Raw genomic sequence first — 24,340 nt, forward strand, 5'->3', positions numbered from 1 at the left:
AAGGAGTCATACCATGCAAAATTTAAAAGGAAAAACGGCGTTAATTACAGGCGCAGGCAGAGGAATTGGACGTGCAACAGCGATTGCATTTGCTAAAGAAGGGATTAATGTAGGGTTAGTTGGAAGAACAGGTGCAAACCTAGAAAAAGTAGCAGAAGAAATTGCAGAATATGGCGTTGAGGTAACCATGGCAACTGCAGATGTTTCAGATATTGAATCTGCTCAGAAAGCTGTGGAGCATATCCAATCCGAACTAGGTACCATTGATATTTTAATTAACAATGCTGGGGTTGCCAAATTCGGTAAGTTCCTAGATTTATCTCCAGATGAGTTTAAAAATATTATCGATATTAACCTAATGGGCGTTTATAACGTCACAAGAGCTGTACTTCCTAGCATGATTGAACAAAGTTCGGGAGACATTATTAATATTTCTTCAACTGCAGGAGAAAGAGGCGGTCCTGTAACTGCTGCATACAGTGCATCTAAGTTTGGCCTGATTGGACTAACAGAATCTCTTATGCAAGAAGTTAGAAAGCATAACATTCGCGTAACAGCACTCACACCGAGTACAGTTGCAACTGATTTAGCATTTGCAGAAAATCTAACTGACGGCAATCCTGACAACGTGATGCAGCCAGAAGATTTAGCTGATTTAATGGTTGCACAATTAAAGCTTCACCCACGTGTTTTCGTCAAATCTGCTGGTTTATGGTCGACAAATCCTTAATATGCAAAAAGCCTTCCTCACATTGGGAAGGCTTTTCTACTCTTCTTCAATTTTTCTTCTATTAATAGTTAAATTGTACAGTGACAGAAGCGTTAATTGTTAATTGTCCAGGTTCAATCGGTGTTGTACCACTCATCTCCTTAGCGACAAACATTCGAGGAATGATTGGCGCTTCTCTCCGTTCCTCTACAATCTTAATCGGAATCGGGTCAATTTGAAGATGCATCGTTTCTGCCATCGATTGCGCTTTCTCAGTAGCATCGTTCAAGGCTTCATTTAATGCTTTTTGGTACGCCGCTTGTTCATCTGCAACGAAAAATTGGATATTCGATATGCCGTTCGCGCCGTTTTCAACAGCTAAATCAATAATGGCACCAATTTTATCAATGACTACACTCGTTACCTGTATGACATTAGAGACTTCATATCCCCTAAACCTTTGTTCTCCATCGATATAATCATATTGAGGAGTAATATTATAGGATGCGGTTTGTATATGTTCATTATCAATTCCAAAATTCAATAACGCCTCAATCACTTGATTCATCGCAGTTGCATTTTCTTGTTGGGCAATGGTTAATGTTTCATTTTCAGTTCGTACTTCTACATGAACTTGAACAGTATCCGGCGGCAACGTGATACTACCAGTGCCAATCACCGTCATCACGCCTTTTGTTCTTCGAGTATTTTGCAGGACATACGGATAATAAATGGCTTCCATCCCTTCTACGATTCACTTGTTTAATTGTATGTATTTCGTATGGAATAAAACACAAGTCACTTTTCTATATTGGATAAACAATCCCAACCATATGCAACTTCCTTCAACTTTTTCCCAGCAATTTCAATTTCAGCAGTGTCCACTTTCTTTCCGCCTAGCTTTTCATAGAAATGGCAAGCAGGATTATCCGCCAACGCCCAAATGAGCATTGAATTCAAATTCTTACCCTGTAAATCTTTCACAACCCGATTAAAAAGCTTCCGGCCAAGCCCCTTCCCTTGCGTTGCCTCCAATAAATAAATCGCATACAACTCACCTAGGTAATCTTTATATTTGCCTGTACGCTCTTTTCCGCCTGTTGCAAATCCGACAAGTTGATCGCTTTCATCTTCTACAATATAAATCGTATTTTCCTTTATCCCACGTACCCAAATCTTTTCTCGTTCTTTATAAGCAAGACTACTTAAATAAGAATCCGGGACAATCCCCTGATAAGTGGTTCTCCAACTGTCAACATGAACTTTCGCAATGCCTTTTACATCTTCTACTGTCGCTTTTCGAATGAACATCCTGCAACTCTCCCTTTCCCTCTACTCTATATGCCTATTCAATAAACTCCTTTGAAAACCTTTATTTTTAGAAAACAAAAAAGACCCGCAAACTGCGAATCTAAAATGTTCCATCTTTTTACAAATAAAAACCAAGTACTTGGAAACCATAATAAAACGAAATCAGTGTCAATAAACTAAACACAATGCCTTCTACTTTGCTGCCGGTTCTCGTTGTTACTGGAAACCGAACCGTTAAGTTAAGCGGAAAAAATAATTTAATGCCATTTCTAGTTGCCATGTCTAAGATATAATGACTGACCATGCCAACTAAGATTCCAGTTTTTACTACATCGTTCGGAAAGAACGCATTCATTAACGAAGCGATTAGGACCAAAAATAATATACTATGTGTAAAAGTACGATGTCCAAATAAGGTATTGATGATTTTCGATAGTAGCGGTAATTTTCTTCCTAATTTACTACCACTATGGCAAATGTCTGGTAGAAGTGCGCCTACAATCCCGGCACCTACTAAAATCATTGGATCCTCATTTGCGATGTGGGCATAAGCAAGACTTGCTGCAATTCCGCCTAAGATGTGAGTTTTCCCTGTCATGCTACCCCTCCTTTAACATTTTCCATAATACCATAATTTAACCAGTGAGTGAATCATACGTTCGACTCATCGAGGCATTGATTTTCAACACAAAAAGATCATAGTAGACGAAAGCGTCCCACTATGATCTTCGTTGATTAATAATATGGCGAAATCAAAATATAAACGAGTACTCCTGTAAGGCTGACATACAGCCAAATCGGCATTGTCCAACGCGCGATTTTACGATGACGTTCATTTTCCATATTCCAAGCACGCGCAACACTCGTTAACGCCAATGGAACAATTGCCGCCGCAAGCACAATATGGGTAATTAAAATGAAGTAATAAAAACCTGCGATCAAACCTTCTCCGCCAAACGGGGTCGATGGCGCTAAAAAGTGAAATGTCACGTATGACACTAAAAATAGCGACGTCGTCACAAAAGCCGCATAAATAAGACGGCGATGGAGTGTAACATTTTTCTTAATAATAGCAAGAAGTGCAAACAACAAAAATATAAAAGTAAACGTATTAAAAATTGCATTCAAGAGCGGTAAAATTGTCACATCAAACGCATCAAAATCTTCATACCCCGGAAGTCCAGCCAACACACCAATTGCCCCTATTAAAATAATAGAAATGATAATAATTGCTGGTTTGTAATTACGTTTTTTAAAGTTAGGACTGATATTTTCTATTTTACTACTAGCCATTTAATCATTCACTCCATTATACTTTTCTGAAGTTCTTTCTAATTACTTTAACATAACGATTCTATCATAACCATTTAATTGTAAAAGTTTTGATGCTTGTCAAAAAGATGTGGCAAAATTATGGATGTGCGTTCATTTTTGAAATGTAGGCTGAATTCGTTAGATTCTACGAGCAATCCTGCAAGATGTCCGACCAATCATGTAGGATGTCCCCTCAATCTTCAAATGTCCTCTGAATACGATTGGTTGTCCGCTCAATCACATAAAATTCACGCTCTATTTTCATACATAAATTTAATTTTATAGACCATATTAAAAAGGAATAACTAGAAGGAGGTTTTTGATGATGGGAAGAGATGATCATAAAGGAAAGAGCAATAATTCAAAGTCCTTACCGCAAACACCGAAAAACCAAAAGATACAGCCTGGTGATATGAAAGCGGAAATGGCAGAGGAATTTGCTGAATTAACTAAACCTAAACGCCAGAAAAACAAATCAAAACGTAAAAAATAGCTTGAGTAGAACTTCTATCTCATATAGGAGATTTAAGATGAAAAAAACATATCTATTCGTTAGTATTATCTATATCGCTATAATTGTTCTCGTACTTGAAGTGATTACAGCGAACCCAAATGAACAAACGGCAACCATTCAAACGTCAGCCAATTTAATCCCCACCAACTTTGAAAATGAGAACTTACTAGAACAGATTCACGCCTACGCGAACGAAAATAATCGTGAGCCGATTGACGCGAAAGTGGACCCTATCTGGAAAGCAATACCAGGTTATAATGGACTTGAGGTTGACATTGAAGAAAGTTATTTAGCGATGTGGCCAAATGAAACATTCGATGAAAAGCTGATTGTCTATAAAGAAGTTTCACCTAAAGTCCATTTGGCTGATTTATCGCCTTCCCCTATTTATAAAGGCAATCCTGAAAAACCAATGGTAACCCTATTAATTAACGTGGCTTGGGGCAATGAATTTATTCCCGATATTTTGGACACATTACAGCAACATCATGTCCGTGCAACCTTTTTCTTCGATGGAAGTTGGGTTAAAAAAAATCCAGATTTGGCTAAGGCCATTTACGATAAAGGCCACGAAATTGGCAACCATGCTTATAGTCATCCCGATCTTAAATTTTATTCCCGCAGCCAAACGATGAAAGAACTAAAAAAGACAAACGATATCATAGAAGAAACTTTATCGATTAAACCCCAATGGTTCGCTCCACCAAGTGGTAGTTTTAACGATGAAACCGTAACAATCGCTCGGGAATTGGACATGTTCACCATTCTTTGGACAGTGGATACCGTTGACTGGAAAAAACCAGAAACATCACGGATGGTCAGACGAGTTGTATCAAAAGTGCATAACGGAGCAATGATTTTAATGCACCCAACCCAGCCTGTTGCTGAAGGGCTTGGGCAAATGATTCAAGAAATAAAAGATAAAGGCTATGTACTCGGAACCGTTTCTGAAATGATGGATGAAAAACGAATTGACCAATAAATGAACAATAAAAAGCCGCCAATAGTAGCTATTAGGCGGTTTTTCATATTATTTGGTCATCATTAATTCTTTCGTATCGCGGCCTTTAAACGTTACTTTCAATTTCAAACTTTTATAGTCCATCACTTCAAACGCTTTTGCTGTTTCTTTAATCATATCCTCATCATCCATCTCAGCATCTAACTCAAGCTCTTTGAAAATCTTGTCAAGCTTCTCCATCGCTTTATCTCCGTGTAGATAGACATTATCAATTTTGCTTTCATAAACAGCTTCTGTTTTATCCACTTTTTCATCGTAATTACCAATGAGTGCCTCTTTCATTTCAGTTGTATCAAAAGTGACGTTAAACATTGTAAAACCATATTCCTCACCTAATGATTCAGCTGTTTCATCTTCGTCCACTTCTTTTGTCACTAGATTTCTATTTGTACAAGCAAAAAGGATTAAACTAGCTACAATTAAAAGAAAGGTCAGCCGGAAAAATCGTTTATTCAATTTCATCCCCTCTTCTTCATTACTTATTGTTACTTTAACCGAAAGGGGCTCTGTATATACGCAAAATCAAACTGGTGGAATTAAAAGAGGTTCCTCTGACTAATGATGGGTTCTCTTCAGAATCACAAGTCATTAAATAACAAACTCAAAATCGCATGTTAAACCTGGAACTTTCCAATTGCCGCACAAGACACGCAGCATTATTGAGCACTACACAGTTTTCACAGCTATTTCAGTAACGCACCCGTTAGCGAAAGAACTATACTAATTTAACTCTTTATAATCTTTGTATGAACTTCGAACAACAAAAAAGACAATTAAACCAGTAAGAATAAATACGATTACTCCTTTTACAAGGTTTGGTTCGCCAAATATCAAATGTAATACAGTTGCAAATGAAAATGGAACTCCTAACCAAACTAATATGGAAGGTATAATAAATAAACCAACTAGAAAACCCAATAACGAATATGAAATATATTTTCTTTTGCTCATAAAATCTAAATCCCCCTTTGATTCGTTAATCTAACCTGAAATCCTTATGCCGGAGAATAATCTTTCACAAACTTTACATTCAATTTAATACGAATGTTAAGAATATACAGTGTAATCGTTTTAATAATACTATATAAAATTATAAAGAATGTAAAAAGCACTGCAATTGCAGTGCTTTTTACTGTTCTAATTTGGTGTTACTCCTCCGACAGGTCACCTTGATTCATACTAATATTTATCGATTTATTACTTCCGTCTTCTTTCCAAATGCAGGCAGCTTTTGTTGAACCCACCTGTATGCCCTGCCATTCCAATAGAAAAATCGGCTAATCATTCCACCTTGCTTCATCACTCTTTTCGCAAGTGCTTTCACCGCTTTTTGTTCATTCACTTTTCGATCTGATAAATACACGCCGAGTAATCCTCGAACAATTAATTGATGGAATTGATTGTCCGGCAAATCTTTCGTACGTCGATCTGCTTCGAGCAAAAAATGGATAAGACGCATGGCTAGTTGCTCTTCATTTTCATAATAAAAACAAAAATTCAAATCGCCACCTATACGGTCTTCATCTTGGTCAATAAAATAATCTAATAAAATGTGTAAACCTTGGATGTATGGGAAATAGCCGTCCCGAATCATCTCTGCATGTACTGCTTGAAAGTCTGGGCGAAGTGCATATGAGACGAGACAAAAAATCCCCAAAGTAGAACCAGAACAAGCTGAAAACTCATACCAAGTCATAGACGGTAGAAATTCTTTTTGTTGCTCATACAAAGCAATTAAACGGTCTTCACGTTCATCTTTCCGCACATGCTTATGAATTTGCAAGTCACAATAATACGCACATAGCTCTAACATAAACGGTCGAATGGTTTCATAATGAGGCACAGATTTTAGTACATTTTGACAAGCTTTCATCAATTCTTCTAAATAACCCGCATCGTCTTGGTCTTCCCTGAAACGATAATAATTCCGAGAAGGCGCATCAACAGTTAACGCATCTGTCATTGATTCATGCAATGCAGCAAAATCATTCGGATCTAAAGACGTACTCCGGTCGCATAAATTGTCTAAGTAATCGCTAATTGTTTGGTAGGCGACAATAAATTTGATTGCTTCTCTTTTTTTGCCGAGTGCAGTAAGTGCCATAATTGAACCGCCTTCACAGTGAATCGTTTTCTGTTCAATACTGGCTAATGCTTGTTGTCTTAGTTCATCATTTGGAATTTCTTCTGCACGCTTTTTCCAGTAGCGCAACTCTTCGTGGACAGCCGGCATAATATTTCGATACACTTTATCCATTAACGTAATCGGATGACTCGGTATTTTCATTTCTTATACCCCATTTCCCAAATACTCCCAATGGCTTGCGTTTATTTTAAATTTCTTACACATATTTACAACTAACCTTGATATAATAAATCAGATATTTGTTGATTGGAGTGCAGGGCGGCGACTCCTGTGGGATTAGCCGGACAGGTAAGACCCCGCAGGGAGCGAAGCGACTGAGGAAGCTTACCGCCGGCCCCACGGAAAGCGTCCGCCCGGAACGGAAATCAACCTAGTTTTTGTAGTGGGGAACTATCAAAAATTAATTTCAAGCATAATCGGACAATGGTCGCTTCCCATAATATCCGCATGGATTGCCGCATCTTTCAACTTCGGTTCTAATCGTTTCGACGTGATAAAATAATCTATCCGCCATCCAATGTTTCGCTCCCGGACTTTATTCATGTACGACCACCATGTATAATTCTCTTCTTGCTCTGGATAGAAGTAACGATACGTATCCGTAAACCCTGCCTCTAGCAGCTTTGTCATTCGGCCTCGTTCTTCATAAGTAAATCCTGAATTCCCAATGTTAGACTTTACATTTCGAATATCAATTTCTTCATGCGCTACATTTAAGTCCCCGCAATAAATGACGGGTTTCTTTTCATCTAGCGAATTCAAATAAGTAAACATTTTTTCTTCCCATTCAAGGCGATAAGGAAGTCTGGCTAAACTTCTCTGCGCATTCGGTGTATACACGTTGATCAAATAAAATGCTGGAAACTCAAGCGTTAATATACGGCCTTCTTCTTCAGTTTCGTCATCCCCTACACCATAATGCACAGATAAAGGCTTTTCTTTCGTAAACACGGCTGTTCCAGAATATCCTTTCTTCACTGCATAATTCCAATATTGATAATACCCTTCTAGGTCCAAGTCGATTTGTCCTTCTTGCAATTTAATTTCCTGAACGGAAAATATATCTGCGCCGACTGCTTTAAAATAATCTAAAAAACCTTTACGAACACAAGCCCGTAACCCGTTTACATTCCACGATACTAATTTCAATCTAAATACCTCTCCTTCTCTTACGCTAGCACTAGTTTATCAAATTAACGAAGGAGCTATGTCGATTTCAATTTCCGCACCATTACTTTGTGCGGGCCGATCCCTTCAATCTCAAATTCTTCTCCGTAAACAGCGAGTCCAAGTTTTTTATAAAAACCAATTGCATTTTTTCTAGCATTACACCACCAAATCGAAGTACTTCGTTCACGTAAAAGTGCTTCCGCTGCGTGAATAAGTTGTGCGCCAATCTGCATACCTCGATAATCCGGTAATGTCGCCATGCCTCGCAGACGATACTGTTTTTCCTCTTGAAAGTCTTCAAATGCATCTTCGTAAAATGAAGCAATGCCCACTAATTTATTATCCACAAATGCGCCTAAGTGAAAAGTCGTCTCATCATGATCACCTGGATAATCGCATGTCTCAATGCCTTGATTCGGCCGTAATACAGGATGTCGAACGGCATATGTTTCTTTTGCTTGAATTTCTCGCACTTCAATTTTCATGAAAAACACCTCTAAATCTAATTTTTGTTGAAATATTCTGACCCACTCTACTTTATCATAATAGGAGAATTGTCGTCCTTCTGAAAGTAAACTTCTATAAGAATTTATGAATCATGCTAACAAATTTAAGCATAAAAAAAAGACCCTCATGGGGTCTTTTTCTAGCTATTATTAAGCTTTTTGAACGTTTGCAGCTTGTAGGCCACGTTGTCCTTCTTCAATTTCAAACGTTACACTTTGACCTTCGTCTAAAGATTTGAAACCTTCGCTTTGGATTGCTGAGAAATGTACGAATACGTCCTCTCCTGCTTCACGCTCGATAAATCCAAAACCTTTTTCTGCATTAAACCACTTAACTGTACCTTGTTCCATTGTTGTTGCCTCCTAGTGTGGATATTCCACACAATATGTTACTATCTTTGTTCAAGACCTTAGACGAAAAACAAAATCTCAAGTTGAAAACGAACAAAAATAACTCTTATATAGAATAACAGACATATGATCAAATAGCAAGCAAATAATAAACTTCTTTTTTAAAGGCAATATTCATGCGGTGTGTTTAGAGTAACTAAGCCTAATTCTAGAATGTTATTTCTTTGCCCAAAAGTAAACACCAATAAAAAATAACACGATGAATACAGCAATAACGATGCTGCCTAATGTGCCTAAATGAATAACTGGGCTGTCAATTACTTTATTCAAGGAAAACAATCCGAAAAATAAGGCAGTTAGTAACAAAACTATTCCAAGTAACACCATTGCCTGCTTTACCATAGATTGATTCATTGTAGATGTATATTTTAAACCTACAAAAGCTAAAAAGAAAAAAGTAAAACCAAATACAATATGCCCGACAATTTCCATGACAGAATAGGATTGATTTAAGTTTATTATGTCAGGAAAAATTGTAAAGGAAAATAGACCCGAAATTATTAAAACAATATATTTAAACCAACTCTTATTATCCGTTGCCATTTCGTTGGAAAGCCTCTCCATATATTCTTTTGGAGATTTTCCTATAACTTTTTCAATGGATTCTCCGTTTTGTTCAGCTTCAAATAGGTGCGCTTCTAACTCATTCATAACCTCTTCAATTTCGCCCAAGTTTTTTCTACTGGAAAATAAGTATACACGTAAATTATCAAGAAAATTCCGGCTCTTATTGGACAGCTCCAACTTACTATTCATTCAGATCGTCTCCTCTCCTCAGCCCCGTCAATATCTGACGCTAATCCCTTGTGCCAGAATTGCGCCCGTTAGCTGAATACACACGCCTCTTCCGTCTAATTAACTTTGCATTTCTCTTACCAATTCAATTGCTTGTTCAGTTGAGTCAATTAAGGAGCGATTTCCTTTTAATTTTCTTAGTTTCAATGCTTGTTGAAAGCATTCTTCAGCTTCATTTAGCATAGCTAATTCCATTAGACATTTACCTTTGTGTTGCAGTACAAAATCCAAGTATTCGTCAATCTTGTTGGCATCACAAATCTCCAAGGCTTTATCAAAATGATCCAATGCCTTTTTATGGTTGCTGTCGTATTTAAGAGCTTCTCCAAGACGAATTAATGAGATGATTTCCCTTGTAGGATTTCTTTCTTCGACTGCATGATTAAGACAATATGTTAAACAGTTAATAGCTTTTTTGGGTTGTCCATTGATTCTGTATAAATTTCCTAAAGCCCCATAAAGGAAATACTTATCGTTTTCATTACTGCCCTTTAGTAAACCCTCTGCCTGGCTAATGAGCTGGTTTAAGAATAAGGGATTAAAGGTCTTTTCACGAAGGCATTCACTTTTATCAAAGTAAATAACCTCGTTCACAGCGGATAAATTAATTCTAAAATCTGCTATATTTATGTCTACTTCCCCTCCAAATACGTCTTTTAAAACAATAAATACTCTGTATTCCTTCTAATTTTATGCTTCCACTACTGCACATACTCTACCTCATTCTCCACAAACGACTCTAAGATATATTATTTTAAATTACTTGGATCGATATATTTCTTTAATCTACTTGGGTTTACGAACCTTATTGAAGCTACCTCTCCACAACCCAAACAGACAGTTAGTTCTTTTTCAAATTCCGGTACTTTTACAAATGAATTTCCACCACAGTTTTTGCATTTTTGCATTTCATATCCCCCTTGTAAAGTTTATTGTCTTTCGTTAACCAATAAACTCCAAATAAATGAGAATTTATCCTTCTTGCAGTAACTGACCCGTTTGTTTTAATATAGTCTCCAGAAGACATCCCTATTGCCAAAAGACGATCTAAGCAATAATCGCGCCAGATTATAGAATAATACAAATAAAAGTATTGTAAATTTAGGCTCATTCGCCACTAGCCTTCCGCTCTTTTTCATCTCTTTCTTTTATATACCTTTCGTACGCATCTTTAACTTTGTCATTGGCGTTAGCAGGCACAACTTGTTTATGAATCTCATTTAGTAAAATAAGCGACCTAAAAATTATCCCTACAATAATTGCACATAAAATATAGATACCAATAGGACCGAGGAAAGCTAGGATTCCTAAAAGACCAGCCAATAAAATAGACAATAATAACTTCACTAAAATCCCCCTTTCTCCTCGCTAGCATTTAAACCAAATAGACACTTTTTTATACCGTTAAAGCGCCCGATAACTGAAGTGTCGTTATTTTTCACTTTTTATATAGTCATACAAATTATCGATTTTCTTTTCTATTCGGTCTAGTCTTTGCTTCCGCTTATTACTACCACGGACTAACAATACAACCAAAACAATAATAAATATTAAAAAACCTAATGATACCAACGTAACTAACATATCCCCTAAATTAATCTTTCTCTCCTCCTCATAAACAACATTAAATGGCCCGTTTGTTGCCTAGTCTATAATAAAATAATTTCTTCTTTCCCAATTCCATAAAGCAACGACACTATAAGCGTTTTCGTTCACTTCATCTTCTTCATGAATTATACATGTTCTTTTTGGTGGACTTATATGAAAGAGTGAAAAACACAAATAGGTTTACCAACCATACAGCGATAAATATTCCGGTTGTCCATCGCCTAATTAAAGAGAACTCGCCCCAATCCTGCAAACTTTGTCCTAAAATTATTAGAGTCATGCTAATAAAAATAAGTAAATGAATACTCAAACGATATTTCATACAAATCCCCTTTTTTAAAAAACCCCCATATTTTAACATAAATATTTTAATTCAATTTTGTCATGCCTATACTCCTAAGTTATGGCACTTTATATGTAAAAGAAAAAACCGCTTATTTTAAAGCAAGTTTCAAGGTTCGTTATTCCACAATCATACGCCCGATTGTTTACTACACAGCTAACAAATTTTATCTCATCATCTCATTATAAATATAAAAACTGTATAACGCTGGAATCAACAAGCCGAGAGCGAGGCAAATAACTGCTGCTAATTTTGACTGTTTAACGAGACGTTCTTCGTCTGATTTTAAGTATTGGAAAAAAGTAAGAGTGAAATAAAAACAAAGCACAATTAAAATCGTCGTAAATATCCCAATCCAATTTCCTACTCCCATTAAATTGAAATGATCCATTCAAACACTCCTATACTGAAAAGTAAGTACTCCAACTCTAAATCCCTGCCATATTTAATGTTCTGGTAAATGGTCAGGAAGATATATTAATGCTTGCTAACTTTGTTGTCTATGTACTCTCTTATCTCATCTATCTTTTTATCCATTTCGTCTAATTTATCTTTCGTGTGCTTAATAAAATTGGCGACTCTTGAGATTAAATAAATGATAAAGATAAAAAATATGATATTTATACCAGCATCAAAAGCATCCATACTTTCCCACCTCTGTTTTCAATATATCATTCTATGCAATTATTGTGCCCGATAAATAACGTGCTATAGTTGCATAAAGCTTAATACAACTGAACCCCAATAAAGTATACTAAAAGCAAAAAAGACCATAAAAAATGTAGAGATAGCTTTTGGCAACTTCCCGTAATAATATATTAATGCTATTCCAATTAGCGTGTGAAAAACGAAAAATAGAAGAAAACTCATATACCACATCTCCTACTCAAAGTTAACCAGGTTAACAGCTCACAATCTAGCCCAATTTAAACGTAACCATTATTCAGTAACTGCGCCTGATTACTGAACAAGAGTATTTAAAACTATTACATAAATCATAGCAACAACAGTTATCCATACTGCTTCCAATCGTAAAAATGAATTAAGTGTACTTATTTTTTTTATAACTGCTATCTCTTGTGCAACTTTTAAATTGATTGGCAAAAAGTATAAAGAAAAGATTAGACCTCCTGAAAGTGAAATACATAAGAAAATAAGAATTGGATTGGCTGTTAGAGTCCCTACTACACTACCAACGAGAAAAAATGGAATACCAGCCCAAATAAAAAATGTTGGGATCAATAACATTAATGCGATTATGACTAACATAAAATTTCTTTTAAGGACGATTAAATAACTAGTAAAATAATCACTCACGTTAAACCTCCTTGTGAACTCGTTAATTGAAAAGTCATTACCTGACTTGCAGAACTCACAGATTGTCCCAGCTAAATCGTCAATAAACCTGCCAATATCCCCCCTTACCTGATTAGGATACGGTTGGTTTAGTAACTATCCGGCCTCATTTTGGTAGGTAAGATTTTATATTAGTTGTTTAAACATATGACGTTATGTATGACTTTTAACCATTATGTTCTTCAATTATCCGCATTGCAATGCCTGTTAACTCGTCATGTTCAGTGAAACGTTCGTTGAGCATATCCGTAAGAATATGTTCTAGGAAGTATTTTACACAGTTCATATCTTGAAATAACAATATTGTTCTTAATGCTTCTTCGTAGATTTCTATAAACAATGGCTCGGGATTCCCCTTTTGAATCTCACCAAATGCTTCATAAAGCAAATCAATTTTATCAGCTACAGATAAAATTCGCCCTTCCAACGTTTCATCCTTACCTTCTTTAAACCGCTCCAAATAAATGGCTTGAAACTCAGATGGAATTTCCTTTTCTACAAATTTTCTTGTCATTTCCTCTTCTACTTCATTGAATAGTTGCTTCAATTCTTTTGAAGCATACTTTACAGGTGTCTTTATATCGCCTGTAAAAAGTTCTGCGTAGTCATGGTTCAATGCCTTTTCATATAGGATTCTCCAATCCACTTTCTGGCCAGACTTCTCTTCGACCGTCCCCAGAAACTGAGCAATTTTTGTCACCTTAAATGAATGGCTGGCAACGGAGTGCTCCTGATATTTAAATTTTCCTGGACAGCGGATAATTTGTTCTAAATCAGATAAGCTTTTAAAGTATTGATGTACACCCATCCTATTCAGCACCTTTCTATATTCATTGAGGGTTATCGTATACAACAACGGAAAATGCTTCATGCATTTTTGATCAAGGCTGTGTCCGCCTTATGCAATAGCTATCAATACTTTCTTTCCCTTATTTTGATCAAATTATGCAAAAAAGGGAGCAATATTTATTTCATTGTACATCACATTTACCGTTATACAAACACTTCATTATTTTCGAACTGTTCTGCGTCTATAAACTCCTAATTCTTACTTCAAAAAATAAGGATACAAACTGAATGTTTGTATCCCAATTAATCTTTAAGATTATTTTCATACCCAAACTTAACCTGTTCTTTCTAAAAAATCACGGTAAAAACATAACGGTAGATGAAATTTCTTTAATATGCTCTTTATCCGCCCATAAAATAAAATAATTATACGTTGTGCCTTTAATGATAATGGGTGTTGGATATTTAACGATAAATGCAGCTTGATTTTTCATTTCGGCAGGTTGATCATCTGAAGGCATAATGAGACATGATTCCACTTCAGGATTTTCGGACTTTAGAATCGTAGGCTTCGATCCATAAGGTTGTAGTTCTTGATTTGCTTCTATTTGGCAAACTTCCTCTAGATTATCTGAACCACTTATCGCTGATACTTGAAAGAATCCATCGTCACCCTCATATCTTTCCTCATTCACTTTCTGCCAACCTAACGGATATTGAAAGTTGACTTCGTAGACGTCACTCGTAAATTCTGCTGTCGTGAAATCGGCTATGGCCGATGGAGACCATTGTAACGCATCAATTTGATTATCATCTATCAGTTTAACAAGGAACCTCTTTTCAATATCGACTGCCCACATTTCAGACGCATATTCTTCACCACATCCAGATAAATAGGCAATGCGTTCATTTTTTGGCGACCATGTTACCGGTGTCGAAAAGCAATTCGATAGCGCTTGGATTTGATCATTTTTACCATCAAAATGAACCGTTCGTATTTGCGAACGATATTGCTGTCCTTTTAATTCGGTACTACTGTAGGCAATTTGCTTTGAATCGGATGCCCATGTTGGAAAATAATTTTTCGCTTCAGGTCCACCCTTGACCTCAAATGTTTTCCCCGAAGCCACCTCTACAACGTATATCAACGAAATACTAACTCCCGGTGTTGTATATAAAACATATTTCCCATCTTTAGAAAGTTGTACCTCATGCATTGGTCCTTCCGTATTATTCGTTATTTGTTCTCTATCTGTCCCGGTCAATGAACTGCGGTAAAGTTGACTTACGCCTTCATTATCAACCGCCTGAAACAATAATTCTTTACCATTCGGAAACCAATTTACATTCGAAACACCTGCTTGATCCAATTGTTCGCTCTCATGTGTGCGCGTGTTATATAGAATGATTTTCCCCCTAGCTGTATAGGCAAGCGTTTCATTATCAGGTGACCAATTTAATGTAAAGTCTCCGCCTTCTGCTAATTGATCTATCGCCCCAATCAGCCCGGATTCATGATAAATAATATAAATGATTTGATTCTTCCCAACAAAAGCGATTTTACTACTATCCATCGACCAAATCGGTTTTGAATGAGTCGCACCTAGTTCAGTCGTAAGTCGTTTATTCACGCCACTTTCCACGTCATACAACCAAATGTCTGGTCCTCCTTCAAGACGAGAAGTGTACGCAATAAATCCACTTTCTCCAATAGGTGCATACGGTATTTTCAGTCGCATCCCTGTTGTTATCGCGGTAGTTGGCAACTGATTCAACTCTTGAATCAGTGAAGTTTTAGTGATTCCTTTCGTGCGAACATTGAATCGCCGGGCAATCACTTCTAATGTATCCCCTTCTTGCACTGTATAATAAGGGACCCCAGGTGGAATTCTTAATCTTTGACCAACCTTCAGTAGATACGGGGATTGGAGTTGATTTTCCTCTGCTATCGTCGCAATGGAAACCCCAAATTTCCCCGCAAGTTGATAAACAGAATCTCCTGATTGAACTATATAATTATGCATGCTCGCAGGAATTGATAACTGTTCCCCTACGGCCAATTGATCAGGGTTTTGAATCCGATTCGCCGCAATTAAATTAGCCAACAAAACATTATGTTGTTCCGCAATTTTAGATAAACTATCCCCGGTTCGTACTGTATAAAAATATTGCATATTTCCCACATCCTCTCATTTGAACACCGGTTTCTTTTCTCTATCGTAACTATATGAAATGAAAGGTGTTCCAATGACGATGGATTTAGTTAATATGTGAACGTATTATTTTATGACTCCTTCTAAACAGAAAACTGCCCTACACGAAACTTATACGAGGCAGTCATTGTTCTCTATAATACTCTTTCGATATACTATGATATTTCCTTTAATCTTTTATTTACACGATGCCAGTCAATAAATAAACTGCGATCACTGCAAAACAGGCGGCTGTTTTCAAAATCGTAATCGCAAAGATATCTTTATATGCCTGTCGGTGCGTTAATCCGCAGACCATTAATAATGTAATGACTGCCCCGTTATGCGGCAATGTATCCATTCCACCCGCTGCCATGGAGACAACTCGGTGCATAACTTCGAGTGGAATGTCAAATGCAGCAGCCGCTTCCACATATTTGTCTGCCATAATCCCTAATACGATACTGACTCCCCCCGAACCTGAACCCGTAATGCCTGCAAGAACATTCGTTAACACAGCCCCGTTGACTAAAGGATTCGTAAATGTCGTGGAAAGTGTTTGTTGAATCATCGCAAACCCCGGAAGAATTGCGATAATTCCCCCGAACCCGAATTCAGATGCCGTATTCATTGTCGCAAGGATGGAACCACTTATACCTTCATTTAATCCTACTTTAAACTTCTCTTTAGCCGCTTCGAAATTTAATGCAATTGCTGAAATAATCCCGACAAGTAATGCCAACTCCACCGACCATAGCGATAAATGCTGCCCTAAGTTAAGCACCCCGTAGTCTTCCAGTCCAATTGCAGCAAAGTCAAATCCATCCGCATACCATTTCGGAATAAAGGTCGTGAAAATTTTATTCAATACACCAACCAGGACTAACGGAATAAACGCTAACCAATCTTTTACCTCTATCCTTACATCGGGCATTGGAATTGATGTATCTAACGTAGCAGCAATCTCATTGGCAGGCTCTTGTTCAATAATTCGGTGTTTACCGATTCCGTAATATCCTTCACCAATTTTAACTGCTTTTCTTCGACGGCTCTCTAAATATAACATTCCACTCATAAAGATAAATAGTGCGCCAATTGATCCTAATATCGGTGCCGCATATACAGTTGTATTAAAGAATGTTGTCGGAATCACATTTTGTATTTGCGGTGAACCTGGAATTGCATCCATTGAAAATGTAAATGCACTAAATGCAATCGTTGCCGGGATTAATCGCTTTGGTATATTTGCTTGACGAAATAATTGAGCTGCAAAAGGATAAATCGCAAATACCACAACAAATAAACTTACCCCGCTATACGTTAAAATTGCCCCCATTAGTACCACGGTTAATATTGCTTGCTTTTCCCCAATAAAGCGAATAATGACCTTTGCAATTCGCTCCGCAATACCAGTCATTTCAATCACCTTTCCAAATATTGCCCCGAGAAGAAAGACAGGAAAGTATAATTTAATACAACCAACCATTTTCTCTAAAAATATACTCGAGAAAAAAGGCAGCACATAGCTAGGATCCGTAAAGAAAACCGCAAATAATGCACAAAGTGGTGCAACAATAATGACAGAATAGCCGCGATAGGCAAAAAACATTAAGAAGCCTAGTGCTAATAGAATGATAATCAGATTCATAAAAGCGCTCCCTTAATTTTATTGTTAAATTCCTTTAACGTTATCAATCAAGTTCAACGAGGACGTCTTGCTCATTTACAAAATCACCTTCGTGAATATTTACTGCTTTTACGACACCATCTTTTTCAGCCGCAATCGGAATCTCCATTTTCATTGATTCCAAAATAACGACATCTTGCCCCTCCTTCACTTCCTCACCGACCGCGACCAACACTTTCCAAACACTGCCTGCCATATTGGCTGTTATCTTTGACATACAAAATCCCCCTTTTTGAGAAGTTCATTAAACTTCTTTCCCCCGCAACTTAACACTTCTAGCATTCTTCATTTATCTAAAAAATTTGGTTGACGCTTTTCAATAAATGCTTGTACGCCTTCCCGTACGTCTACAGTTTGAAAGACCTCCCCAAACCGCTCCGCCTCTGTGTGTAGCCCTTCTTCAAGCGTTTGTTCAATTCCCGTATCCATCGCCTGCTTCGCTAACGTAATTGCCACCGATGAGTGGCGCGTCATTTTTTTACCAAGGGCAATCGATTCCGCCAATGCTTCCCCCTTTGGCACGACATGATTCACAAGTCCGATTTCTTTTGCTTTGTTTGCGGAAACAGCATCTCCTGTAAAAATCATTTCTTTCGCTTTGGACAGGCCAATTAACCGCGATAAGCGTTGTGTACCACCTGCCCCCGGAAAAAGCCCTAACTTCACTTCAGGAAGCCCGATTTCAACTTGCTCTTCCGCAATTCGGATATCGCAACTGAGCGCCAATTCGCATCCACCGCCAAGTGCCAGTCCATTTATGGCAGCAATTGTTGGATAGGGCAATTGCTCAATCTTATTAAGGGGTCCTTGAAGCCATAAGGACTTTTCTTTCGCTAGAGGAACACCTTTTCCTATCCAATTCGGAAATCCTTTAATATCCCCACCTGCCATGAAAGCTTTTTCACCGCTTCCGGTAATAATCACTACTTTTACATTTGGTTCATTTTCAATTTCATCTAAACTATGCGTTAACTGCTCAACGACTTCCTCACTCAGCACATTTACAGGCGGGTTATCGATTGTGATGGTTGCGATGTTTTCTTTTAATGACCATGAAACCACTTGTACAGTTTGCATTGAATCCCCCCCATTTTTACGAATCATTTATTGTCACTTCTTCCGGTAACTGGCTATAGGTTTCACGCAATAAATACTTTTGGATTTTTCCAGATGGTGTGCGTGGCAGTTCATCGACAAAAATAACCTTTTTCGGTTTTTTAAAGCTTGCTAAATGTTCAACACAATACTGAATGACATCTTCTTCCGTTAACTGTGCGTCTTCTCTTTTCACAATGACAGCACACACCGCTTCAATAAACCTTTGATCCGGTATACCAATAATGGATACTTCTTTAATCTCTTTGTGTCGGTATAGGATATCTTCAATTTCCGCAGCGTAAATATTTTCACCGCCGCTCCGAATCATATCTTTTTTTCTACCTGCGATTGAAAGATAACCTTCTTCATCGAATACGCCTAAATCGCCTGTTTTACACCAGCCATTAACAAATGTCTCCATCGTTTCTTCCGTATTTCTCCAATAACCGATTGAAACTGCTGGGCTTTTAATCGCAATTTCTCCGACTTCTCCAACAGGTAAGTTGACTCCGTAATCATCAATAATTTTTATTTCTGTTATCGGCATTGGTTTTCCGACTGTATGCCCTTTCAAAAAGGCATCTTCCGGATCAAGTGATGCAGCAATGGGGGTACCTTCCGTTAATCCATAGACTTGCACAACGCCAATATGCGGATATTTTTCTTTTAATTGTTCAAGCGCTGATGGCAATAATGGGTCGCCACCTGTATAAATCGTCTTTAAATCAGGCAATGAAAAAGTGTTTAAATCTTTACTGTTTAACATGTCATAAATCATAAAGGGAAATAAAAAACAATCGGTCACGCGCTCCTCTTCAATGACGGCTAATATTCTTTCAATTTGAAAGCCTTGACTCTTCGTTATGATCAACGTGCCACCCATTAAAAGAACCGGTAAACCGATATCCTCCATTGCCCCTACATGATACAGCGGTCCTGTTGTCATCCCGATTTGTCGTTCTGTGAAATTCCACTTCAATGATTGCATCGTAGAAAACCATAATGTCGTGTCATGCGTCCATATTGCCCCTTTCGGTCGTCCCGTTGTTCCAGACGTATACATAAGCATGACAGGATCACTCAGTTTAATATCGATTTCTTCTACCTCTTCTGTCGAACCGCTTTCTAACGTACGCCAAGAGTCTGCCCATTGCGGTTTAGCTTCATTGTCATTTAATAAACAAATATACTTTTCGACTGATGTTTTATCATGAATGCCTTCTAATTCATTGGCTAATGTTGAATGAAAACATAACACTTTTGTTTCCGAGTCGTTAATCGCATATTCTAATTCCGAACTCGTGAGACGAAAGTTAAGTCGAACTGCAATCGCACCGATTTTCGCTACCGCAAAGTATAAGCCAAAATATTCAAGGCAATTATAGAGTAAAATACCGACTCTATCGCCTTTTTGTACACCCATATCCCGAAGTTTATTTGCATATGCATTAGAGATTGAATGGAGTTCAGAATAAGACCAAGCCCTCCCTCTCTCCTCTTTAATCGCAATTTTTGCACCCTGTTCTGTTGATAATGAATTCGCCATTTTCCTCGTAATGAGTCCAATATCCATTATGAATTCCCCCTTTTTCAACTGTGCTAGAGTAAGTAAGCAAGAAGCATGCCAATTCTAAAAACGCGGTCCTATCGCTAATAGAACCTTCAGCGTAACGCTTCACTCCGGAAATTCGGAAATTGATTTTAGATTTCCGCTCTTTTAATTCACTTTTTACTATTGTCATTGAATCATAAGCATGTCCCTAATAGATTTGCATTGACATAAATTATTCCAACATAAAAAATCCGAAACTTCGGAATACTTTCCGCAGTTTCGGACTTCTATTATATTCAATGAAATAATTTATACTTTTTTATTTTATCGTAAATCGTTGAATTTCCGATGCCTAGCGCTTTTGCAGCTTCTTCCCTATCATAATTAACCTTTATTAATGTTTTTTTAATGACAGTTCTTTCATGGTCTTCCATCATTTCTTTTAAACTTTTAGGTTGATTGCTTGTCTCATGTGATTGAATATAATCTGGTAAACAATTTATTGTTAAATGCCCATTTTCCGCTAAGTAGACGCACGCCTCAATGACATTTTCAAGTTCTCTTATATTCCCAGGCCAATGATAATGACGCAATATTGTATAGACATCTTCCTCAATCATTGTCATTCGTTTGCCGACTTCACTTGAATACTTCTCGATAAAATGATCGATCAGTAAAGGAATGTCTTCTCTTCTTTCCCGTAAAGACGGTAAAAATAGTTGTAGAGCGTTAATTCGATAGAACAAATCCTCTCGAAATCGTCCTTCTTTTATTAATTCTTCCAATGGACGATTGGTCGCGGCAATAATTCGAACGTCTATCTTCTTTGGAAACGAAGCGCCGATGGGTTCAATCTCTTGCTCTTGTAGCACACGTAATAATTTACTTTGCATTTGTTGTGGCATATCACCAATCTCATCCAGAAAAATTGTACCCCCATCAGCAATTTGAAATTTTCCTTTTCTACCGCCCTTTTTAGCACCTGTAAACGTTCCTTCTTCATAACCGAATAGTTCTGATTCTAATAACTGTTCAGGAATAGAAGCACAATTGACTTTAATAAATGGCTGATCGCTTCGCTCACTTAACCGATGAATACTTTGGGCGATAATTTCTTTTCCAGTGCCACTTTCCCCTCTAATTAACACTGAAATTTTACCACCTGCAACTTTTTTCACAAGCTCTCTTACTTGTACTAACTTCGGTGAATCTCCGATTAAATGATGCAATGCATATTGAACGTTTCCTTTATTCTCTGTATTTGACGTAAGTAAATTTTTATCCGCTAACCGATTTTGAATATGACGATTCATTTTTTTCCACTCATTGACATCTCGAAAAATAATCGTCCCAATCGCACCAATAATTCTGTTCTGCTCAAAAATCGGAATGCGATTGGCAATCACAAAATTCCCTTTTAAAAATTGTAAGTCCCCAATTTCCGATTTTCCCGTTTGAACGACGAGATGCATTCTTGTATTTTCAATTACATTCACGACATATTCGCCAATCACCTGTTCACGCGTTATATTAATAAACGCACAATAATTTTCACTCATATATTGTATTTTTCCATTGTTATCTACGATGACGGTCCCGTAACTTGCACTTTCAAAAATTATATCTAATAATTTATGATTGAATATGTCTCCCGTTCCCATCATTTAGGCCCCCTATTATTTTCTCTCTATCTATAGAATACTGAAAGAATTTTCACAATACAATGTTAATCGTTATGTGGGAGTCCAAAACATTGATTTTATTGATAAAAAATCATTGGGCTTTATTAGTAGCATGCTCTATTCCAACCATTTTATAGGGCTGATTCCTAAAAACCGTTCTTAAAAATCGGCACTAACAATTGATGCAAATAATTCTTATTCGATAACTGGACATACTACCTTTGAACGATTACTTGAGGAGGTCATTTTTAATATGCTAAGCAAAGAACTTGAATCCTTAAAGGAATTTGGCTGTGAAGACAGGTGTGTTTTAAGCGTATATTTAAATACGAATCCGGGAGATCCACAACAACTGAATGGTGGTTGGAAAATTCATTTAAAAAACGGATTCAAAAGAATTGACGAATATTTAACCGCTTCTGAAGATGAAAAAGAAATAAAGGCCTTTAGGCAGCTAAAGGAAAAAGTGACGGAAGAAATTGACAAAAATATGAATAAACTCAGGAAAAGTGTTGTCATATTTGCGGCAGTGGAGCCTGAATTATGGTCAGTTCACTATGTGCAAGTGCCGGTAAAAACGAGCTTCCACTGGGAAAACAAACCGATGACTGAGGAAATGGAATACATGTACAAGGCCTATCCTGAAGCAGGTGTGATTTTACCAAGTTATGGCGAAGTACGTATTTTGGATACTGCAATGGGCGATGTGAAAGATGAACTTGTTTATGAATTCGATTCGGGTGTGGAAAGCTGGAGATTGAGCAAAATCGAAGAGGCCAATGAAGAACAAAAATCAAAGAAGTCTCCAAGTCCTGGTTTAGAACCACGACCTAGAACAAATATAAAACAATTTTTCAAGGGTATGGATCAAGTCGTTCAAAAACTAAAGAAAGAGCGAGGCTGGAAAGAAATTCATATTAGCGGTGAAGCAGATGTCGCAAATGCTTTTGCAGAAACTTTACGAGAAAAACCGGCAAGTTGTATTTATAAAAATCTTAACAATAATAAAGCAAGTGATGTCATCCATCAAGTTTTTGAGAAGTAAATGATATGAAAAACTAACTGCTCTCATTTGAGTAGTTAGTTTTTATTCACGCCTCGTAAACCGAAGCTCGAATCGAATGATACACCAATTACAAAATCCGCCAAACATATAGGCTAGTACATCAAACGGATCCCATACACTATACGTTACATACAACGGCGTAACATATTCCCAAAACAACCCACATGCTAAAGTAAAAACCAATATACGAATTAAACTGATGAGCAAGAGTCGTCTTTGATGGCTCAGTACGGCCAGAACGTTTACGATTGCGACAATCAGGATTCCCGCAAGCACATCGTTTAAATAATAATGCGCAAATGTCCAATCATATCGTTTCGTAAAAAAAGTCTTATTCACTATGTACAATACAAACGCTAAGCTACCAACGAGTAAACTTAACTGAACAATTCTGCTTTGTTTGCCTACACGATAGGATGTTCTAAACATTTCGAACCCCATTAACAAAATGATAAAATAACAACTGCAAGAATGATTGCACCTACGATCCCCCAAAAGGTGATGCCAACGCCGCCATTTTTGCTACTTTTGAACGTATGTCCACAGTTCGGACAGAATTCAGCTTGTCTCGAGACACTGTTCTGACAAGATGGACATGGCCTTAAACTCATATGAAAACCTCCAATATCTTTAAGAATGTTAGCCTCTTTCGTCTCCATACTATATCGTCTAGATTGGACTGTTTTCAAGTATTTAATTCGGATACATAACTGAAATTGAAATCCATTTATCCTAGCTAACCTAATGTATTTTAATTTGCAATAAAAATCAAAAAATCGTATAATGTATTTAAGAATTGAATAAACTAAAGAAGGCTGTCCGATATAGGGTATCGAACAGCCAATACAATAGCAGGTCCCATCAAGGGGGCGGCTGTTAGAGGATAAGATAACCCATCATAACTGAGCGCTCAACTCAAGGATGGGTTATTTCTTTTGATTGAATGACAGTATTGCGACAACTAATGCTGCGAAAGTTACTGCAAACATTAATGCTTCGTATACTGACATTGGCATCACCCCCTTTCAGGAGTGTGCCGACCACCCTTGAGTCCCCTATTCTATTGTCCT

The 24,340-nt window shown here is 37.3% G+C and carries 31 protein-coding genes; 4 read left to right on the plus strand and 27 right to left on the minus strand.

The window, feature by feature from the left end; all coding sequences use genetic code 11:
- The first annotated feature begins 13 nt into the window (after window positions 1-13).
- Complete coding sequence (locus AB1H92_RS09060; RefSeq protein WP_115360602.1) at window positions 14-730, plus strand: 3-ketoacyl-ACP reductase; 717 nt, start codon at window positions 14-16, stop codon at window positions 728-730.
- A gap of 61 nt (window positions 731-791) precedes the next feature.
- Here AB1H92_RS09060 and AB1H92_RS09065 read toward each other — a convergent pair whose 3' ends face one another.
- The 4 genes from AB1H92_RS09065 to AB1H92_RS09080 form a co-directional block, all read right to left on the minus strand.
- A complete protein-coding gene (locus AB1H92_RS09065; protein ID WP_115360601.1) occupies window positions 792-1,451 on the minus strand; it encodes an SIMPL domain-containing protein in 660 nt (219 codons plus the stop codon).
- Between the two features lie 56 nt (window positions 1,452-1,507).
- Window positions 1,508-2,020: a GNAT family N-acetyltransferase gene (locus AB1H92_RS09070; protein ID WP_115360600.1), complete on the minus strand. Its 513-nt coding sequence runs from the start codon at window positions 2,018-2,020 to the stop codon at window positions 1,508-1,510.
- Window positions 2,021-2,138: 118 nt separating this feature from the next.
- Entirely contained in the window at window positions 2,139-2,618 is a 480-nt protein-coding gene (locus AB1H92_RS09075) for a metal-dependent hydrolase (RefSeq protein ID WP_115360599.1), read from the minus strand.
- Between the two features lie 137 nt (window positions 2,619-2,755).
- Window positions 2,756-3,313, minus strand: coding sequence for a DUF420 domain-containing protein (locus AB1H92_RS09080; protein ID WP_115360598.1), 558 nt, complete (start codon window positions 3,311-3,313; stop codon window positions 2,756-2,758).
- Between the two features lie 343 nt (window positions 3,314-3,656).
- Between AB1H92_RS09080 and AB1H92_RS09085 the strand changes: the two genes are divergently transcribed.
- Both AB1H92_RS09085 and AB1H92_RS09090 read left to right on the plus strand, forming a co-directional pair.
- Window positions 3,657-3,827, plus strand: coding sequence for a hypothetical protein (locus AB1H92_RS09085; protein ID WP_155767526.1), 171 nt, complete (start codon window positions 3,657-3,659; stop codon window positions 3,825-3,827).
- Window positions 3,828-3,864: 37 nt separating this feature from the next.
- A complete protein-coding gene (locus AB1H92_RS09090) occupies window positions 3,865-4,830 on the plus strand; it encodes a polysaccharide deacetylase family protein (protein ID WP_115360597.1) in 966 nt (321 codons plus the stop codon).
- A gap of 48 nt (window positions 4,831-4,878) precedes the next feature.
- Here AB1H92_RS09090 and AB1H92_RS09095 read toward each other — a convergent pair whose 3' ends face one another.
- From AB1H92_RS09095 to AB1H92_RS09190, 20 genes are all read right to left on the minus strand, one after another.
- Window positions 4,879-5,325 carry a YusW family protein gene (locus AB1H92_RS09095; RefSeq protein WP_166739517.1) on the minus strand — a complete coding sequence of 149 codons (447 nt, stop codon included), beginning with the start codon at window positions 5,323-5,325 and terminating at the stop codon, window positions 4,879-4,881.
- A gap of 264 nt (window positions 5,326-5,589) precedes the next feature.
- Window positions 5,590-5,820 carry a hypothetical protein gene (locus AB1H92_RS09100; protein WP_115360595.1) on the minus strand — a complete coding sequence of 77 codons (231 nt, stop codon included), beginning with the start codon at window positions 5,818-5,820 and terminating at the stop codon, window positions 5,590-5,592.
- Window positions 5,821-6,055: 235 nt separating this feature from the next.
- A complete protein-coding gene (locus AB1H92_RS09105; protein ID WP_115360594.1) occupies window positions 6,056-7,156 on the minus strand; it encodes a tetraprenyl-beta-curcumene synthase family protein in 1,101 nt (366 codons plus the stop codon).
- Window positions 7,157-7,408: 252 nt separating this feature from the next.
- Window positions 7,409-8,164 (minus strand): exodeoxyribonuclease III, encoded by a 756-nt coding sequence (locus AB1H92_RS09110; protein ID WP_115360593.1) that lies wholly within the window; start codon window positions 8,162-8,164, stop codon window positions 7,409-7,411.
- Between the two features lie 56 nt (window positions 8,165-8,220).
- Window positions 8,221-8,670, minus strand: coding sequence for a GNAT family N-acetyltransferase (locus AB1H92_RS09115; protein WP_115360592.1), 450 nt, complete (start codon window positions 8,668-8,670; stop codon window positions 8,221-8,223).
- Window positions 8,671-8,841: 171 nt separating this feature from the next.
- Window positions 8,842-9,042: a cold-shock protein gene (locus AB1H92_RS09120; protein WP_075528296.1), complete on the minus strand. Its 201-nt coding sequence runs from the start codon at window positions 9,040-9,042 to the stop codon at window positions 8,842-8,844.
- A gap of 216 nt (window positions 9,043-9,258) precedes the next feature.
- Window positions 9,259-9,858, minus strand: coding sequence for an HAAS domain-containing protein (locus AB1H92_RS09125; RefSeq protein ID WP_115360591.1), 600 nt, complete (start codon window positions 9,856-9,858; stop codon window positions 9,259-9,261).
- Window positions 9,859-9,957: 99 nt separating this feature from the next.
- Window positions 9,958-10,491: a tetratricopeptide repeat protein gene (locus tag AB1H92_RS09130; protein ID WP_115360590.1), complete on the minus strand. Its 534-nt coding sequence runs from the start codon at window positions 10,489-10,491 to the stop codon at window positions 9,958-9,960.
- A gap of 155 nt (window positions 10,492-10,646) precedes the next feature.
- Complete coding sequence (locus AB1H92_RS09135; RefSeq protein WP_166739518.1) at window positions 10,647-10,805, minus strand: hypothetical protein; 159 nt, start codon at window positions 10,803-10,805, stop codon at window positions 10,647-10,649.
- A gap of 199 nt (window positions 10,806-11,004) precedes the next feature.
- A complete protein-coding gene (locus tag AB1H92_RS09140) occupies window positions 11,005-11,244 on the minus strand; it encodes an ATP-dependent Lon protease (protein WP_115360589.1) in 240 nt (79 codons plus the stop codon).
- A gap of 770 nt (window positions 11,245-12,014) precedes the next feature.
- The gene (locus tag AB1H92_RS09145) at window positions 12,015-12,239 is read right to left on the minus strand and encodes a hypothetical protein (RefSeq protein ID WP_243835766.1); all 225 of its coding nucleotides are present in this window, start codon (window positions 12,237-12,239) and stop codon (window positions 12,015-12,017) included.
- A gap of 86 nt (window positions 12,240-12,325) precedes the next feature.
- Complete coding sequence (locus AB1H92_RS09150) at window positions 12,326-12,493, minus strand: hypothetical protein (protein ID WP_166739519.1); 168 nt, start codon at window positions 12,491-12,493, stop codon at window positions 12,326-12,328.
- A gap of 315 nt (window positions 12,494-12,808) precedes the next feature.
- The gene (locus tag AB1H92_RS09155; RefSeq protein WP_115360587.1) at window positions 12,809-13,165 is read right to left on the minus strand and encodes a hypothetical protein; all 357 of its coding nucleotides are present in this window, start codon (window positions 13,163-13,165) and stop codon (window positions 12,809-12,811) included.
- A gap of 205 nt (window positions 13,166-13,370) precedes the next feature.
- A complete protein-coding gene (locus AB1H92_RS09160) occupies window positions 13,371-14,012 on the minus strand; it encodes an HD domain-containing protein (protein WP_115360586.1) in 642 nt (213 codons plus the stop codon).
- Between the two features lie 337 nt (window positions 14,013-14,349).
- The gene (locus AB1H92_RS09165) at window positions 14,350-16,167 is read right to left on the minus strand and encodes a LysM peptidoglycan-binding domain-containing protein (RefSeq protein ID WP_115360585.1); all 1,818 of its coding nucleotides are present in this window, start codon (window positions 16,165-16,167) and stop codon (window positions 14,350-14,352) included.
- Between the two features lie 220 nt (window positions 16,168-16,387).
- Entirely contained in the window at window positions 16,388-17,833 is a 1,446-nt protein-coding gene (locus AB1H92_RS09170; RefSeq protein ID WP_115360584.1) for a GntP family permease, read from the minus strand.
- Between the two features lie 43 nt (window positions 17,834-17,876).
- Window positions 17,877-18,089, minus strand: coding sequence for an acetyl-CoA carboxylase biotin carboxyl carrier protein subunit (locus AB1H92_RS09175; RefSeq protein ID WP_115360583.1), 213 nt, complete (start codon window positions 18,087-18,089; stop codon window positions 17,877-17,879).
- Window positions 18,090-18,157: 68 nt separating this feature from the next.
- The gene (locus tag AB1H92_RS09180; protein WP_115364059.1) at window positions 18,158-18,949 is read right to left on the minus strand and encodes an enoyl-CoA hydratase; all 792 of its coding nucleotides are present in this window, start codon (window positions 18,947-18,949) and stop codon (window positions 18,158-18,160) included.
- Between the two features lie 16 nt (window positions 18,950-18,965).
- Complete coding sequence (locus AB1H92_RS09185; protein ID WP_115360582.1) at window positions 18,966-20,543, minus strand: class I adenylate-forming enzyme family protein; 1,578 nt, start codon at window positions 20,541-20,543, stop codon at window positions 18,966-18,968.
- A gap of 275 nt (window positions 20,544-20,818) precedes the next feature.
- Window positions 20,819-22,186 (minus strand): sigma-54-dependent Fis family transcriptional regulator, encoded by a 1,368-nt coding sequence (locus AB1H92_RS09190; RefSeq protein WP_115360581.1) that lies wholly within the window; start codon window positions 22,184-22,186, stop codon window positions 20,819-20,821.
- Between the two features lie 271 nt (window positions 22,187-22,457).
- Here AB1H92_RS09190 and AB1H92_RS09195 point away from each other — a divergent pair, with 271 nt between their 5' ends.
- A complete protein-coding gene (locus AB1H92_RS09195) occupies window positions 22,458-23,249 on the plus strand; it encodes a VLRF1 family aeRF1-type release factor (protein WP_115360580.1) in 792 nt (263 codons plus the stop codon).
- A gap of 42 nt (window positions 23,250-23,291) precedes the next feature.
- Here the strand turns inward: AB1H92_RS09195 and AB1H92_RS09200 are convergent, their stop codons facing one another.
- The 3 genes from AB1H92_RS09200 to AB1H92_RS09210 all read right to left on the minus strand — a co-directional run bounded on the left by AB1H92_RS09200 (window position 23,292) and on the right by AB1H92_RS09210 (window position 24,286).
- Complete coding sequence (locus AB1H92_RS09200; protein WP_115360579.1) at window positions 23,292-23,699, minus strand: hypothetical protein; 408 nt, start codon at window positions 23,697-23,699, stop codon at window positions 23,292-23,294.
- Between the two features lie 11 nt (window positions 23,700-23,710).
- Window positions 23,711-23,881 (minus strand): zinc ribbon domain-containing protein, encoded by a 171-nt coding sequence (locus AB1H92_RS09205; RefSeq protein WP_166739520.1) that lies wholly within the window; start codon window positions 23,879-23,881, stop codon window positions 23,711-23,713.
- A 315-nt stretch (window positions 23,882-24,196) separates the two neighbouring features.
- Window positions 24,197-24,286 carry a putative holin-like toxin gene (locus AB1H92_RS09210; protein WP_243835768.1) on the minus strand — a complete coding sequence of 30 codons (90 nt, stop codon included), beginning with the start codon at window positions 24,284-24,286 and terminating at the stop codon, window positions 24,197-24,199.
- Window positions 24,287-24,340 lie beyond the last annotated feature (54 nt).

It is taken from the genome of Sporosarcina pasteurii (assembly GCF_041295575.1).
GTDB classification, from domain to species: Bacteria; Bacillota; Bacilli; order Bacillales_A; family Planococcaceae; genus Sporosarcina; species Sporosarcina pasteurii.

Bases quoted from the DNA above. Each gene is read 5' to 3' on its own strand.
- AB1H92_RS09060 (WP_115360602.1), top strand. From the start codon at position 14: ATGCAAAATTTAAAAGGAAAAACGGCGTTAATTACAGGCGCAGGCAGA.
- AB1H92_RS09065 (WP_115360601.1), bottom strand. From the start codon at position 1,451: ATGGAAGCCATTTATTATCCGTATGTCCTGCAAAATACTCGAAGAACA.
- AB1H92_RS09070 (WP_115360600.1), bottom strand. From the start codon at position 2,020: ATGTTCATTCGAAAAGCGACAGTAGAAGATGTAAAAGGCATTGCGAAA.
- AB1H92_RS09075 (WP_115360599.1), bottom strand. From the start codon at position 2,618: ATGACAGGGAAAACTCACATCTTAGGCGGAATTGCAGCAAGTCTTGCT.
- AB1H92_RS09080 (WP_115360598.1), bottom strand. From the start codon at position 3,313: ATGGCTAGTAGTAAAATAGAAAATATCAGTCCTAACTTTAAAAAACGT.
- AB1H92_RS09085 (WP_155767526.1), top strand. From the start codon at position 3,657: ATGATGGGAAGAGATGATCATAAAGGAAAGAGCAATAATTCAAAGTCC.
- AB1H92_RS09090 (WP_115360597.1), top strand. From the start codon at position 3,865: ATGAAAAAAACATATCTATTCGTTAGTATTATCTATATCGCTATAATT.
- AB1H92_RS09100 (WP_115360595.1), bottom strand. From the start codon at position 5,820: ATGAGCAAAAGAAAATATATTTCATATTCGTTATTGGGTTTTCTAGTT.
- AB1H92_RS09105 (WP_115360594.1), bottom strand. From the start codon at position 7,156: ATGAAAATACCGAGTCATCCGATTACGTTAATGGATAAAGTGTATCGA.
- AB1H92_RS09115 (WP_115360592.1), bottom strand. From the start codon at position 8,670: ATGAAAATTGAAGTGCGAGAAATTCAAGCAAAAGAAACATATGCCGTT.
- AB1H92_RS09120 (WP_075528296.1), bottom strand. From the start codon at position 9,042: ATGGAACAAGGTACAGTTAAGTGGTTTAATGCAGAAAAAGGTTTTGGA.
- AB1H92_RS09125 (WP_115360591.1), bottom strand. From the start codon at position 9,858: ATGAATAGTAAGTTGGAGCTGTCCAATAAGAGCCGGAATTTTCTTGAT.
- AB1H92_RS09135 (WP_166739518.1), bottom strand. From the start codon at position 10,805: ATGCAAAAATGCAAAAACTGTGGTGGAAATTCATTTGTAAAAGTACCG.
- AB1H92_RS09145 (WP_243835766.1), bottom strand. From the start codon at position 12,239: ATGGATCATTTCAATTTAATGGGAGTAGGAAATTGGATTGGGATATTT.
- AB1H92_RS09150 (WP_166739519.1), bottom strand. From the start codon at position 12,493: ATGGATGCTTTTGATGCTGGTATAAATATCATATTTTTTATCTTTATC.
- AB1H92_RS09160 (WP_115360586.1), bottom strand. From the start codon at position 14,012: ATGGGTGTACATCAATACTTTAAAAGCTTATCTGATTTAGAACAAATT.
- AB1H92_RS09165 (WP_115360585.1), bottom strand. From the start codon at position 16,167: ATGCAATATTTTTATACAGTACGAACCGGGGATAGTTTATCTAAAATT.
- AB1H92_RS09170 (WP_115360584.1), bottom strand. From the start codon at position 17,833: ATGAATCTGATTATCATTCTATTAGCACTAGGCTTCTTAATGTTTTTT.
- AB1H92_RS09175 (WP_115360583.1), bottom strand. From the start codon at position 18,089: ATGTCAAAGATAACAGCCAATATGGCAGGCAGTGTTTGGAAAGTGTTG.
- AB1H92_RS09180 (WP_115364059.1), bottom strand. From the start codon at position 18,949: ATGCAAACTGTACAAGTGGTTTCATGGTCATTAAAAGAAAACATCGCA.
- AB1H92_RS09185 (WP_115360582.1), bottom strand. From the start codon at position 20,543: ATGGATATTGGACTCATTACGAGGAAAATGGCGAATTCATTATCAACA.
- AB1H92_RS09190 (WP_115360581.1), bottom strand. From the start codon at position 22,186: ATGATGGGAACGGGAGACATATTCAATCATAAATTATTAGATATAATT.
- AB1H92_RS09195 (WP_115360580.1), top strand. From the start codon at position 22,458: ATGCTAAGCAAAGAACTTGAATCCTTAAAGGAATTTGGCTGTGAAGAC.
- AB1H92_RS09200 (WP_115360579.1), bottom strand. From the start codon at position 23,699: ATGTTTAGAACATCCTATCGTGTAGGCAAACAAAGCAGAATTGTTCAG.
- AB1H92_RS09205 (WP_166739520.1), bottom strand. From the start codon at position 23,881: ATGAGTTTAAGGCCATGTCCATCTTGTCAGAACAGTGTCTCGAGACAA.
- AB1H92_RS09210 (WP_243835768.1), bottom strand. From the start codon at position 24,286: ATGCCAATGTCAGTATACGAAGCATTAATGTTTGCAGTAACTTTCGCA.